Raw genomic sequence first — 12,697 nt, 5'->3', positions numbered from 1 at the left:
GGGCGATCCAGTCCTCCGCGAGGCGGTCGAGATCCTCAGGGCCTTCCATCGGGGTGGTTCCTCGCGCGCCGGACCATAGCCAAGCGGCGCGGCCGGGGAAACCGTGCGGATAGCACCTTCCGCTGCGGTGCACTCCCGGTGCTAGACTGCCGCCTCATAAGGGTTGGGGATAAGGCGGAATGTCGATGGCTGGCAGCACGGCCGCGGGCGGCGCGCAGGGTGGCGAGGCCGCGGCCCCGCCGGTGGTGATCAAGAAGTACGCGAACCGGCGACTCTACAACACCGAGGCGTCGTCCTACGTCACCCTCGACGACCTCGCGAAGATGGTGCGCCTCGGCCGGGACTTCATCGTCTACGACGCCAAGACCGGCGACGACATCACGCGGTCCGTCCTGACCCAGATCATCGTCGAGGAGGAGAGCAAGGGCGGGCAGAACCTGCTGCCCACGGCCTTCCTGCGGCAGCTGATCGGCTATTACGGCGACAACCTCCAGGGGCTGGTGCCGCGCTACCTCGAATTCGCCATGGCGTCCTTCGCGCGGCAGCAGGAACAGATGCGCCGCACCATGGAACAGACCATGGGCGGCTTCATCCCCTTCCAGGGCGGCTTCACGAACCTGGAGGAAGTGGGCAAGCAGAACATGGCGATGATGGAACGTGCCATGAGCCTCTTCGCCCCCTTCGGCCGGCGGGAAGACGGCGCGCCGAACATCTCATCGGAAGTTGATTCGCTGCGGGCGGAGATCGAAACGCTGCGGCGCGAGCTGGCAAATGCGCGCGCGATGCGCCCAAAGGCTTGACTTTCTTGACCTCTCCGATGCGTGATACGCCCCTGGGTAGATAAACGCGTTTGCTGGCACACCCGGATCGCGTTAGGTTAGACAGGCTGTCATGACAACGACGCAAGCTGCCTCCCTGGCCGCGAGCGGGCCCTCCTCGGATGACGAGGGCTCGCTGCAACGTGCCAGCATGGTCGACCACCATGTCGGCGCCCGCATCCGCGAGCGCCGCACGATGCTCGGCTTGTCCCAGCAGCAGCTGGCCAAGATGATCGGCGTGACCTACCAGCAGGCGCATAAGTACGAGCGCGGGCTGAACCGGATCTCCGCCGGCCGGCTGTTCGAGATCGCGCAGGTGCTGGACGTGCCGGTCGCCTTCTTCTTCGAAGGCCTGCACGGGACCGGGGAGGCGCAGCCCGTCTCCCCCCGCCAGCGCATGTTCCTCGAGCTCGCGCGCAACTTCGCGCTGATCGACAACGACAAGCACCAGGAAGCGCTGAGCCAGATGGCCCGGGCGCTGGCCGCGCAGTCCCAGGCGGCGAATCGCGACAGGGACGACTGACCCGACCGTCGTGACCGACGCAGCTTCAGCAGCGACCGACCGCCCGGGCATCCCGGGCGGTTTTTTCATGTCGGCCGCGCAGCGTCGACGCGGAATTCTTGTGCAGATCGCAGATTCTTAGCGCATTCCGGCACCAATTTCGGTCCGGGTGCCCACAGACCCGGCAGAACCACCTAGCGTCCCGCCGCGCTTCACCAGCAGCGGAGACTGCGATGCAGAACCACCTTTCACGCCGGGCCCTGCTCGGCGGCACCGGCGCGGCGGTCGCGACCGCGGCCCTGCCCTGGGACATCGCCCAGGCCCAAACCGCCAGCGGCACCTTGCGTGTCGGCATGACGGCCGCCGCCGTGCCGCTGTCCAACGGCGTGCCCGACCAGGGGGCGGAAGGCCACCGCTTCATGGGCATCACCATCTACGACCAGCTGGCCATGTGGGACCTCTCCTCCTTCGAGAGGCCGCCGGTGATCCGCCCGGGCCTGGCCACCGCCTGGCGCACCGACCCGGCCGACCCGAAGCGCTGGATCATCACCCTGCGCGAGGGCGTGAAGTTCCACGACGGCAAGGTGATGACGGCCGAGGACGTGGTCTTTTCCTTCGACCGCGCCTTCCGCGGCGATGCGCCGCATTTCGACAACCGCGCCGCGGCGCAGGCGCGCATCCGCATGCCGACCATCGCGTCCTGGCGCGCGGAAGGGCCCAGCACCTTCATCGTCGAGACGCGCACGCCCGACAGCCTGGTGCCCTTCGGCCTGACCTGGATCGGCATCACCCATCGCGGCGCCTGGGAAGCCGCGGGGCGCAACTGGGACACCTTCCTCAACCGCGCCGTCGGCACCGGTCCCTACAAGCTCGAGGCCTTCAGCATCCGCGAGCGCGCCGTGCTGGTGCGCAACCCCGACTACTGGGACGCGGCGCGCATTCCCAAGCACGAACGCCTGGTGCTTCTCCCGCTGCCCGAGGCGAATACCCGCGTCGCCGCGCTGCGGTCCAACCAGGTGGAGTTCATCGAGGCGCCGCCGCCCGATGCCGTGCCCTCGCTCCGCCAGGCGGGCTTCCAGATCGTCACGAACACCTATCCGCACACCTGGACCTGGCATTTCAGCATGGTCGAGGGTTCGCCCTGGCGCGACATCCGCGTCCGCCGCGCGGCGAACCTCGCGGTGGACCGGGCGGGCATGAAGACCATGCTCGGCGGCCTGATGGTGGAAGGCGCGGGGCTGCTGCCGCCCGGCCATCCCTGGCATGGCCGCCCGACCGACCCGGTGCGCACCGACGTCGCGGCGGCGCGCCGGCTGCTGGCCGAGGCCGGCTTCACGGCGCGCAACCCGCTGCGCACGAAGGTGGCGATCTCGCCCTCCGGTTCGGGCCAGATGCAGCCGCTGCCGATGAACGAGGCGGTGCAGCAGAACCTCAAGGAGGTCGGCATCGAGATCGACTTCGAGGTGGTGGAGTGGAACGCGCTGCTCGGCCTGTGGCGGGAGGGCGCGCGCGCCCTCGCGCCGCGCGGCATCAGCGCGGTGAACGTGTCCTATTCGGTGCACGACCCCTTCGCCGCGCTGGTCCGCTTCCTCAAGACCGAGATGGCGCCGCCGGCGTCGAACAACTGGGGCTTCTTCAGCGACCCCGCCTACGACGCCATCATGGACCGGCTCTTCACCACCTTCGATCCGGCGGCGCAGGACGCGCTGCTGGCGGAACTGCACGCGAAGGCGGTGGACGACCGGCTGTTCCTGTTCGTCGCGCATGACATGAACCCGCGCGCGATGAGCCGCCGCGTGCAGGGCTTCGTGCAGGCGCAGTCCTGGTTCCAGGACCTGACGCCCATCCGCATGGGGTCGTGAGATGCCCGGGGGGCGCGGTCGGGCGCCCCCCGCCGGCCTCATGCCGGGTGCCGGATGACCGGAGGGCCTTGGTCGTGGCCGCGGCATGACTGGCCGCGGGCGATCCCCCTTGGGGCCGGAAGCAGCGCGTCCAGGATGCCCGCTAAAGGCTATCGGGGGCGTCGGCCACGGGTTGGACAGGCGTCGCGCATGCTGTGATCCTGCTTCGCGCGCAGCAGCGGTGACGATCAGATGGCAACCGAAATCGCCATGACACATCCGAGCGGATTGAACCGCCGGGCATTTGTCGGCTTCTCCTGGACCAGCCTGCTGTTCGGTCCGTTTCCCGCGGCCATGCGTGGCGACTGGCTGGGCTTCGGTGCCTATGTCCTCCTCATGGTCGTGGTCGGCACGGTGACAGCGGGCATCGCCGTACCCATCGTCTGGATCGCCTGGGCCTTCGCCTACAATCGCTGGCACGCGCGGCGCCTCGTGGAACGAGGCTACGTCATCACGGGCGGCGGCATGACGGTCGATCGCGCCCGGGCCCGCGTGCTGGGGTGACCGGGACGGCGGCGCGCCGCCCGCCGCGGCGGCCTCAATCCCCGGCCGCCGCCTGCTCCAGCCTGTAGGAATGCGCCGGATAGGCGCCGAGGATCCGGAATTCCTTCGAGAAGAATTCCAGCTCCTCGAAGGCGCGCTTCAGCGCCGGGCTGTCCGGGTGCCCGTCCACGTCGCACAGGAACTGCGCGGCGGCGAAGCGCCCGCCCACCATGTAGGACTCCAACTTCGTCATGTTGACGCCGTTCGTCGCGAAGCCGCCGAGCGCCTTGTACAGCGCGGCCGGGATCGAGCGGACGCGGAACACGAAGGTGGTGACCGTGTTCGGCGCCGCGACCGGCGGATAGGTCGCGGCGCGCGACATGACGTAGAATCGCGTCGTGTTGTGCGCCTCGTCCTCCACGTTGCGCAGCAGGATCTCGAGCCCGTAGATATCGGCCGCCAGTTCCGACGCGATGGCCGCGTCCTCGATGCCGCCGCGCTCGACGATCAGCTGCGCCGCGCCGGCCGTGTCGGCCTCGATCACCGGGGCGAGGTTCCGGTCCTTCAGCAGCCGCAGCACCTGGCCCAGGGCGACGGGATGGCTGTGCGCGCGCTTGAGCGTCGCGAGGCTCGCCCCCTTCGGCGCCAGCAGGCAGTGCTCGACGCGCTGGAAATGCTCGCCGATCACGAACAGCCCTGATTCGGGCAGCAGCCGGTGGATGTCCGGCACGCGGCCGGCCAGCGAGTTCTCGCAAGGCAGCATGGCCAGTTCGCAGCGCCCTTCGCGCAGCGCGGCCATCGCCGCCTCGAAGGACGGGCAGGGCAGCGTGGTCCAGCCGGGATAGGCGGCGCGGCAGGCGAGGTCCGAATAGGCGCCCGGCAGGCCCTGGAAGGCGATGGTCTTGGCGGTCATGCGTTCACCTAACGAGAAATTTTGGCGAACCGAGGTGCCGCCTCGGTCCGGGGGCGCGACAGTGCGGGGCGCGAAGGCAAGGCGGCCGGATGGCCGCCGCCCGCCGTCCGAGGGGCGCGGTCACGCGTGACCGCGCGACGCCAGAAGACTCCGCGCCCGTTCGAGATCATGCGGCGTGTCCACGCCGAAGGGACCATGGTCGACGCGCGCCGCGGCGATGCGCATCCCCGCCTCCAGCGCGCGCAGCTGCTCAAGCTTCTCGCGCATCTCGAGCGGGCTCGCCGGCAGGGCGACGAAGCGGTCGAGCGCGGCGCGCCGATAGGCGTAGACGCCGATATGGTGCCAGCGCGGCCCATCCCCCCAGGGGATCGGCAGGCGGGAGAAATACAGCGTGGGCGCGACGCGGGCCGCGCCCTCGAAGGCGCAGGCGGCCTTGACGAAGGAGGGCGTGTTCGCCTCCTCCTCATCCGCGATCGGGCAGACCAGCGTGCCGATGTCCACCGCCGGGTCGGCCAGCGGCTCGAGCACGGCGCGCAGCGTCTCGGGCGCGATGGTCGGGAAATCCCCCTGCAGGTTCACCACCACGTCGTGCCGGCCCTCGGGGTCCAGCGCCGCGATGGCGCGCTGGACGCGGTCGGTGCCGGACGGGACGTCGTCGGCCACCAGCACGGCAGCGGCGCCGGCGGCGCGGGCGGCGTCCACGATCTCCGGTTCCCCGGCCGCGACGGCGACCGGGCCGATGCCGGCTTCCCGCGCCCGGTCGATGACATGGGCGATCATGGGCCGGCCATGGATGTCGGCGAGCGGCTTGCCCGGCAGGCGGGTGGCCGCCATGCGGGCGGGAATGACGAGGATGGGGCGCAAGAAGGCGGCTCCGGCTGCTTGTCGGGCGGGGGCGCGGGCACTATGGTCCGCCGCGTTTTAGGCAAGGCCGGCAGGGTGCGCAAACGCGCCGCCGGACCTTTGGGGAAGAGCGGCACGAAGGGCCCGGAGCGGAATGGCGAACCTCGAATTCAACAAGATGGCCGCGGCGATCCTGACGGCCGGCATCACCTTCGGCGTCGCGGGGGTCATCGGCCGCCTGATCGTGCATCCGACCATGCCGCACCATACGGCCATGCGGATCGGCGACGAGGCGCCTGCGCAGCAGGCGGCCGCGCCCGCGGCGCCCGCCGCGCTGGAGCCGATCGCCCCGCTGATCGCCGCGGCCAATGTCGACAATGGCCGGCAGTTGGCCCAGCGCCAGTGCGCGTCCTGCCATTCCTTCAACGAAGGCGGGCGGCATGGCGTGGGCCCGAACCTCTGGGGCGTCGTCGGCGCCCGGCACGCGGCGAAGGAAGGCTTCAACTACTCCGCCGCCAACCGCGCGCTGGCCGACAAGCCCTGGGGGTATGAGGAGCTGAACGCCTTCATCGCCGCCCCCGCGCGCGCCATGCCGGGCACCCGCATGTCCTATTCGGGGCTGGCGAACCTGCAGCAGCGGGCGGACCTGATCGCCTACCTGCGTTCCATCTCGCCGAACGCGCCCGCGCCCTGATCCGCGCGGACGTCATCGCGGCGGCCGAGCAGGCCGCCGACCTGGCGGGGGCGGTCATCCGCCCCCTTTTCCGTTCCTCGCTGCTGGTCGAGGCGAAGGGCGACGCCAGCCCCGTGACCAAGGCGGACCGGGATGCCGAGGCCGCGATCCGCGCCTTCCTGGCCGACCGCTTCCCCGACCATGGCGTGATCGGGGAGGAACATGGCGAGCACCGCCCGGATGCCGAATGGGTCTGGGTACTGGACCCGATCGACGGGACCCGCGCCTTCGTCACCGGCCGGCCGCTGTTCGGCAGCCTGATCGGCCTGCTGCACCGGGGCGTGCCCGTGCTCGGCATCATCGACCAGCCGGTCACCGGGGAACGCTGGCTGGGCGTCGCCGGCGAAAGGACGCGCTTCCGCGCCCCGCTCGGCGGGCAGGCCGCCTGCCGGCCCTGCGGGCGGGTGGGCGATGCCGAATTGTCCTGCACCAGCCCGGACATGTTCCTCCCGCCCGACCGGCCGGGCTTCGAGCGCCTGCGCGGCGCGGCGCGGCGCGTGACCTGGGGCGGCGACTGCTACGCCTATGGGCTGCTCGCCATCGGCCTGGTCGACATCGTGGTGGATGCCACGATGAAGATCTGGGACTGGGCGGCGCTGGTCCCGGTCGTGGAAGGCGCGGGCGGCCGCGTGACCGGCTGGCGCGGGGAAGCGCTGCGCCCGGACGCCGACGGGCGGGTGCTCGCGGTCGGCGACGCGGCTCTGCTGCCGGAGGCCGTGCGCCTCCTCACCGATCGGTAAGGGCGCGGACGTTGCCGCGAGGGGGCCGAACCCCCATCCTGCGAGACATGCAGCGACGTGACCTCCTGGCGCTCGGCGCCTTCGCCGCCCTTCCCGCCATCCCCCGCCGCGCGCGCGCGGTGGTGCCCGCCGGCGGCGACCGGCCGGGGGAGGTGGTGCGCACCCACGCCCTCTCGCTGCTGGCCCCGCCCGCCCTGCCGGCGGATTTCCGCCACTGGCCCTGGGCCAACCCGGACGCGCCGAAGGGGGGGGAGGCGGTGCTCGCGCGCCTCGGCTCCTTCGACAGCTTCAACCCCTACATCCTGCGCGGCACGCCGGACCCGGGGATCGGGCTGATCTACGACACGCTGATGGCCGGCAACCCGGACGAGGCGACGGCCGAATACGGCCACATCGCCGAGACGGTGGAACTGCCCGCCGACCGCCGCGGCGTGTCCTTCGAGCTGCGCGCGGCGGCGCGCTGGCATGATGGCCGGCCGGTCACGGCCGAGGACGTCGTCTTCACCTTCAACGCGCTGCGCACCCAGGGCCGCCCCTTCTTCCGCGCCTATTGGGCCGACGTGACCGAGGTGGTGGCCGAAAGCCCCCGCCGCGTCACCTTCCGCTTCCGCACGGCGGAGAACCGCGAGCTGGCGCAGATCCTGGGCGACCTGCCGGTGCTGCCGAAGCATTGGTGGGAAGGGCGCGACTTCGCGCGGCCCTCGCTGGATGTGCCGCTCGGCTCGGGCCCCTACCGGCTCGAGCGCTTCGAGCCCAACCGCAGCACCGTCTATCGCCGCGTGGAGGACTACTGGGCGCGCGACCTCGGCGTGCGGCGCGGGCTGAACAACTTCGACACCATCCGCTACGAGTATTTCCGCGACACGACCGTGGCCTTCGAGGCCTTCAAGGCCGGGCAGATCGACTTCCGCACCGAGAACGTCGCGCGGGACTGGGCGACCGGCTACGACTTCCCCGCCGCGCGCCGCAATCTGGTCAAGCGGGAGGAAATCCCGCACGAGATCCCGACGGGCATGCAGTGCTTCGCCGTCAACCTGCGCCGCCCGCTGTTCCAGGATGCGCGCGTGCGCCGCGCGCTGATCGAGGTGTTCGACTTCGAGTGGATGAACGCGAACCTGTTCTACGGGGCCTATGCGCGCACATCCTCCTTCTTCTCGAATTCCGACTTCGCCGCGCGCGGCCTGCCGGAAGGGCGGGAGCGTGCGATCCTGGAAGGCTATCGCGGCCGCGTGCCGGAAAGCGTCTTCACCGAGGAATACCGCCTGCCGGTGACCGACGGGTCGGGCAACAACCGGGAGGGCGCGCGCCGCGCGCTCGCCCTGCTGCGCGAAGCGGGCTGGTCCGTGCGCGACCGGCGCCTGGTGAACGCGGCCGGCCAGCGCTTCGAGTTCGAGATCCTGCTGCAGGGCGCGACCTTCGAGCGCGTGGCCCTGCCCTATGTGCAGTGGCTCGACCGCGTCGGCATCACCGCGCGCGTGCGCACCGTCGATCCCGCCCAGTACCAGGTGCGCATCGACGCCTTCGACTACGACATGACGGTCGATTCCATGGGCCAGGGCTTCTCCCCGGGCAATGAGCAGCGCGACTACTGGACATCGACCAAGGCGCGGGAGAACGGCAGCCAGAACGTCGCCGGCATCGCCGACCCGGCGATCGACGAGCTGGTGGAACTCGTGATCGGCGCGCCGAACTATGAGGAGCTGGTCGCGCGCACCCGCGCGCTGGACCGCGTGCTGCAGCACCACAACTTCGTCGTGCCGCACTGGCACAGCCGCACCTTCCGCCTGGCTTTCTGGGACAAGTTTGGCCGCCCGGAGCGCAACCCGCGCTACGGGCTCGGCTTCCCGCAGGCCTGGTGGATCGACCCGGCGCGCGAACGCGCGCTGGAACAGGCGCGGCGATCGTAAGCGCCGCATGGGAGCCTACCTTCTCCGCCGGCTGCTGCTGGTGGTGCCGACGCTGCTCGGCATCCTGATCATCAACTTCGCCGTCGTGCAGTTCGCCCCCGGCGGGCCGGTGGAGCAGATGCTGGCGGAGCTGCGCGGCGAGGGTCAGTCCACGCTCGGGCGCATCACGGGGGAAGGCGGGGGCGACGTGCGCATGCCCTCGGGCATCGACCAGGGCGGGCAGTCGGGCGGCGGGCCGGCCGGCAGCTACCGCGGCGCGCGCGGCCTCGACCCGGCCATCGTCGCCGAGATCGAGCGCGCCTTCGGCTTCGACAAGCCCGCCCATATCCGCTTCTGGGAGATGCTGACGGGCTACGTCACCTTCGATTTCGGGCGCTCGCTTTTCCAGGACCGGCCGGTGATCGACCTGATCCTGGAAAAGATGCCGGTCTCGGTCTCGCTCGGCATCTGGTCGACGCTGATCATCTACCTGATCTCGATCCCGCTCGGCATCCGCAAGGCGGTGCGCGACGGGTCGCGCTTCGACGTCGCGACATCCGGCATCGTGCTGGTGGGCTACGCCATCCCGGGCTTCCTCTTCGCCATCCTGCTGGTGGTGCTGTTCGCCGGCGGATCCTTCCTGCAGATCTTCCCGCTGCGCGGCCTGGCTTCGCCCGGCGCAGAGTCCCTGCCCTTCCTGCAGCGCGCGCTCGACTACGCCTGGCACATGGCGCTGCCGACGCTCGCACTCGTCATCGGCGGCTTCGCCGGGCTGACGATGCTGACCAAGAACTCCTTCCTGGACGAGATCGGCAAGCAGTACGTGGTGACCGCGCGCGCCAAGGGGGCGGCGGAACATCGCGTGCTGTACGGCCACGTCTTCCGCAACGCGATGCTGATCATCATCGCGGGCTTCCCGGCGGCCTTCATCGGCATGCTGTTCACCGGCTCGCTGCTGATCGAGATCGTCTTCTCGCTCGACGGGCTCGGCTATCTCGGCTTCCAGGCGGCGACGCGGCGCGACTACCCGATCATGTTCGGCACGCTGTACATCTTCACGCTGCTCGGCCTCGTGATGCAGATCATCAGCGACTTCACCTACACGCTGGTGGACCCCCGCATCGACTTCGAGGCGCGGCGATGAAGCTCTCGCCGCTCACGCGCCGCAGGCTCGCGAATTTCCGCGCCAACCGGCGCGGCTACGTCTCCGCCATCCTCTTCGCCATCCTGTTCACGCTCTGCCTGTTCGCGGAGTTCATCGCCAATGACCGCCCGCTGGTCGCGCGCGCGAACGGACAATGGTTCTTCCCCGTGCTGGTGGACTACGCCGAGACGGACATCGTGCCGGACGGGCTGCCGACCGGGGGCGGCTTCTGGCAGGACCGCGACTTCCTGCAGGATTTCGAGGCCGCGGGCGGCTGGGCCGTCTGGCCGCCGGTGCGCTTCGCGCATTACTCCGTCGTGCGCGGGCTGGACCACCCGCTGCCCGCGCCGCCTTCGGCGCGCAACTGGCTCGGCACCGACGACAAGGGGCGCGACGTGGTCGCGCGCGTGATCTACGGCTTCCGCATATCAGTGCTGTTCGGCTTCACGCTGACGATCGTCAGCTCCGTCATCGGCATCGCCGCCGGCGCGGTGCAGGGCTATTTCGGCGGCGCCATCGACCTGTACTTCCAGCGCTTCATCGAGCTGTGGTCGGGCATGCCGCAACTGTATCTGCTGATCATCCTCGCCAGCGTCATCGAGCCTTCCTTCTGGGTGCTGCTGACCTTCCTGCTGCTGTTCTCCTGGATGGGGCTGACCGGCGTGGTGCGGGCGGAATTCCTGCGCGGGCGCAACCTCGACTACGTGCGCGCGGCCCGCGCGCTCGGCGTCTCCCACGCCAGCATCATGGTGCGCCACATCCTGCCCAACGCGATGGTCGCCACCCTCACCTTCCTGCCCTTCATCCTGGCGGGGTCCGTCACGGTGCTCGTCTCGCTCGACTTCCTGGGCTTCGGCCTGCCGCCGGGCTCGCCCTCGCTCGGGGAACTCGTGAACCAGGGTAAGGACAACCTGAACGCGCCCTGGCTCGCGCTGACCGGCTTCTTCGTGCTCGCCACCATGCTGACGCTGCTGACCTTCGTGGGGGAGGCGGTGCGCGACGCCTTCGACCCGCGCAAGCTGCCCGGGGGCGGGACATGACGCTGCTCACGGTCGAGAACCTCTCGGTCGCCTTCGGCGCCAAGCGCGTCGTCGAGGGCGTCTCCTTCGCCGTCGAGCGCGGGGAGACGGTGGCGCTGGTCGGCGAATCGGGCTCGGGCAAGTCGGTCACCGCGCTGTCCTGCCTGCGGCTGCTGCCCGGCGCGGGGGCCAATCCGGCGGGCCGCATCCTGCTCGACGGGACGGAGGTCCTGTCGGCACCGGAAGCCGAGCTGCGGCGGCTGCGCGGCGGCGTCGCGGGGATGGTGTTCCAGGAACCCATGACCTCGCTCAACCCGCTGCACACGGTCGAGCGCCAGGTGGGCGAGGCGATCACGCTGCACCGCCCGATGGCCGGCGCGGCGCTGCGCGCGCGCGTCATCGAGCTGCTGCGCCGCGCCGGCTTTCCCAATGCCGAGGAACGGCTCGCCGCCTATCCGCACCAATTGTCCGGCGGGCAGCGCCAGCGCGTGATGATCGCCGCCGCGCTCGCCAACGACCCGAAGCTGCTGATCGCGGACGAACCCACCACCGCGCTGGACGTCACCATCCAGGCGCAGATCCTGGAACTGCTCGAGACGCTGAAGCGCGACCTCGGCATGGCGCTGCTGCTCATCACCCACGACCTGAACATCGTGAAGAAGCACGCCGACCGCATCGTGGTGATGAAGGACGGGCACGCGGTGGAACAGGGCCGCGTCGCGGATATCTTCGCCGCGCCCGCGCACCCCTATACCCGCATGCTGATCGCGACCGAGCCGCGCGGCGCGCCGCCGCCGGTCGCCGACGGCGCGGCCGAGGTGATGCGCGGGGAGGAGGTGCGCGTGCATTTCCCGATCCGCCGCGGCCTGCTGCGCCGCGTGGTCGGCCATGTGCGCGCGGTCGATGGCGTATCCGTCACGGTGCATGAGGGCGAGACGGTCGGGCTGGTCGGCGAATCGGGCTCGGGCAAGACGACGCTCGGCCTGGCGATGCTGCGGCTGGAGGAGAGCGCGGGCGCGATCCGCTTCGAGGGCACGCCCATCCAGGGCCTGCCGCGCGCCGCGCTGCGCCCGCTGCGTCGGCGCATGCAAATCGTCTTTCAGGACCCCTATGGCGCGCTGTCCCCGCGCATGAGCGTCGCCGAGATCGTGGGCGAAGGGCTCGCCGTGCACGAGCCAGGCCTGGGCTCGGCAGCGCGGGAGAAGGCGGTGGCGACGGCGCTCGAGGAAGTCGGCCTCGATCCCGCGATGGCGGAACGCTACCCGCATGAATTCTCCGGCGGGCAGCGCCAGCGCATCGCGATCGCACGCGCACTCGTGCTCAAGCCGCGCTTCCTGGTGCTGGACGAGCCGACCTCCGCGCTCGATGTCAGCGTGCAGGCGCAGGTGGTGGAATTGCTGCGCGCGCTGCAGGCCAAGCACCGGCTGGCCTACCTGTTCATCTCGCACGACCTGCGCGTGGTCCGCGCCATGGCGCACCGGATCGTCGTGCTGAAGGACGGCCGCGTGGTGGAGGAAGGGGAGGCCGCCCGGCTTGTCGCCGCGCCGCGGGAAGCCTACACGCGCGCCCTGATGGCCGCCGCCTTCGACCTCCGCACCGAGGCCGCCCCCGGGCTGCGCACATGATGCGCGCCCGCCCGGCACGCGACGCACACCCTTCGGATCGCGCGCCGCGCGATCCGCGAGCGCGAAGCGCGACCGCGCCCAGACCGCCCG

12 protein-coding genes are annotated in these 12,697 nt (G+C 70.7%); 10 read left to right on the top strand and 2 right to left on the bottom strand.

Features of this window, described 5'->3' with window-relative positions:
- Positions 1-185 precede the first annotated feature (185 nt).
- The 4 genes from phaR to J5Y09_RS01610 all read left to right on the top strand — a co-directional run bounded on the left by phaR (position 186) and on the right by J5Y09_RS01610 (position 3,725).
- Positions 186-800, top strand: a complete 615-nt coding sequence (phaR, locus tag J5Y09_RS01625) for a polyhydroxyalkanoate synthesis repressor PhaR (protein ID WP_209349961.1) — start codon at positions 186-188, stop codon at positions 798-800.
- Between the two features lie 91 nt (positions 801-891).
- The gene (locus tag J5Y09_RS01620) at positions 892-1,341 is read left to right on the top strand and encodes a helix-turn-helix domain-containing protein (protein ID WP_209349960.1); all 450 of its coding nucleotides are present in this window, start codon (positions 892-894) and stop codon (positions 1,339-1,341) included.
- A gap of 212 nt (positions 1,342-1,553) precedes the next feature.
- Positions 1,554-3,182: an ABC transporter substrate-binding protein gene (locus J5Y09_RS01615; protein WP_209349959.1), complete on the top strand. Its 1,629-nt coding sequence runs from the start codon at positions 1,554-1,556 to the stop codon at positions 3,180-3,182.
- 249 nt (positions 3,183-3,431) lie between these two features.
- The gene (locus tag J5Y09_RS01610) at positions 3,432-3,725 is read left to right on the top strand and encodes a hypothetical protein (RefSeq protein WP_209349958.1); all 294 of its coding nucleotides are present in this window, start codon (positions 3,432-3,434) and stop codon (positions 3,723-3,725) included.
- Between the two features lie 34 nt (positions 3,726-3,759).
- On the opposite strand, the gene J5Y09_RS01605 is transcribed toward J5Y09_RS01610, so the two are convergent.
- On the bottom strand, positions 3,760-4,617 hold the full coding sequence (locus J5Y09_RS01605) for a prephenate dehydratase (protein ID WP_209349957.1): 858 nt from the start codon (positions 4,615-4,617) through the stop codon (positions 3,760-3,762).
- Positions 4,618-4,737: 120 nt separating this feature from the next.
- On the bottom strand, positions 4,738-5,481 hold the full coding sequence (locus J5Y09_RS01600; RefSeq protein ID WP_209349956.1) for a 3-deoxy-manno-octulosonate cytidylyltransferase: 744 nt from the start codon (positions 5,479-5,481) through the stop codon (positions 4,738-4,740).
- Positions 5,482-5,614: 133 nt separating this feature from the next.
- On the opposite strand from J5Y09_RS01600, the gene J5Y09_RS01595 reads away from it, so the two are divergent.
- Genes J5Y09_RS01595 through J5Y09_RS01570 form a run of 6 tightly spaced genes read left to right on the top strand, consistent with a single transcriptional unit; the run spans position 5,615 to position 12,607 of the window.
- Positions 5,615-6,154, top strand: coding sequence for a c-type cytochrome (locus tag J5Y09_RS01595; RefSeq protein ID WP_209349955.1), 540 nt, complete (start codon positions 5,615-5,617; stop codon positions 6,152-6,154).
- Positions 6,151-6,933, top strand: a complete 783-nt coding sequence (locus J5Y09_RS01590; protein WP_209350146.1) for an inositol monophosphatase family protein — start codon at positions 6,151-6,153, stop codon at positions 6,931-6,933. The genes J5Y09_RS01595 and J5Y09_RS01590 overlap by 4 nt, the downstream gene beginning before the upstream one ends.
- Positions 6,934-6,980: 47 nt before the next feature.
- Positions 6,981-8,840 (top strand): extracellular solute-binding protein, encoded by a 1,860-nt coding sequence (locus tag J5Y09_RS01585; RefSeq protein WP_209349954.1) that lies wholly within the window; start codon positions 6,981-6,983, stop codon positions 8,838-8,840.
- 7 nt (positions 8,841-8,847) lie between these two features.
- Positions 8,848-9,963 (top strand): microcin C ABC transporter permease YejB, encoded by a 1,116-nt coding sequence (locus J5Y09_RS01580; protein ID WP_209349953.1) that lies wholly within the window; start codon positions 8,848-8,850, stop codon positions 9,961-9,963.
- On the top strand, positions 9,960-11,003 hold the full coding sequence (locus J5Y09_RS01575; RefSeq protein ID WP_209349952.1) for an ABC transporter permease: 1,044 nt from the start codon (positions 9,960-9,962) through the stop codon (positions 11,001-11,003). Before J5Y09_RS01580 ends, J5Y09_RS01575 begins: the two co-directional genes overlap by 4 nt.
- Positions 11,000-12,607 (top strand): ABC transporter ATP-binding protein, encoded by a 1,608-nt coding sequence (locus J5Y09_RS01570; RefSeq protein ID WP_209349951.1) that lies wholly within the window; start codon positions 11,000-11,002, stop codon positions 12,605-12,607. Before J5Y09_RS01575 ends, J5Y09_RS01570 begins: the two co-directional genes overlap by 4 nt.
- Positions 12,608-12,697 lie beyond the last annotated feature (90 nt).

The sequence above is a fragment of the Roseomonas nitratireducens genome (assembly GCF_017813355.1).
Taxonomy (GTDB): domain Bacteria; phylum Pseudomonadota; class Alphaproteobacteria; order Acetobacterales; family Acetobacteraceae; genus Neoroseomonas; species Neoroseomonas nitratireducens.
The sequence above is the reverse complement of the archived record's forward strand: the minus strand, read 5'-3'. Positions and strand labels throughout refer to the sequence as shown.

What these genes read in the sequence shown, in the direction of transcription:
- phaR (WP_209349961.1), top strand. Translation starts at nt 186, where the DNA reads ATGGCTGGCAGCACGGCCGCGGGCGGCGCGCAGGGTGGCGAGGCCGCG.
- J5Y09_RS01620 (WP_209349960.1), top strand. Translation starts at nt 892, where the DNA reads ATGACAACGACGCAAGCTGCCTCCCTGGCCGCGAGCGGGCCCTCCTCG.
- J5Y09_RS01615 (WP_209349959.1), top strand. Translation starts at nt 1,554, where the DNA reads ATGCAGAACCACCTTTCACGCCGGGCCCTGCTCGGCGGCACCGGCGCG.
- J5Y09_RS01610 (WP_209349958.1), top strand. Translation starts at nt 3,432, where the DNA reads ATGACACATCCGAGCGGATTGAACCGCCGGGCATTTGTCGGCTTCTCC.
- J5Y09_RS01605 (WP_209349957.1), bottom strand. Translation starts at nt 4,617, where the DNA reads ATGACCGCCAAGACCATCGCCTTCCAGGGCCTGCCGGGCGCCTATTCG.
- J5Y09_RS01595 (WP_209349955.1), top strand. Translation starts at nt 5,615, where the DNA reads ATGGCGAACCTCGAATTCAACAAGATGGCCGCGGCGATCCTGACGGCC.
- J5Y09_RS01585 (WP_209349954.1), top strand. Translation starts at nt 6,981, where the DNA reads ATGCAGCGACGTGACCTCCTGGCGCTCGGCGCCTTCGCCGCCCTTCCC.
- J5Y09_RS01580 (WP_209349953.1), top strand. Translation starts at nt 8,848, where the DNA reads ATGGGAGCCTACCTTCTCCGCCGGCTGCTGCTGGTGGTGCCGACGCTG.
- J5Y09_RS01575 (WP_209349952.1), top strand. Translation starts at nt 9,960, where the DNA reads ATGAAGCTCTCGCCGCTCACGCGCCGCAGGCTCGCGAATTTCCGCGCC.
- J5Y09_RS01570 (WP_209349951.1), top strand. Translation starts at nt 11,000, where the DNA reads ATGACGCTGCTCACGGTCGAGAACCTCTCGGTCGCCTTCGGCGCCAAG.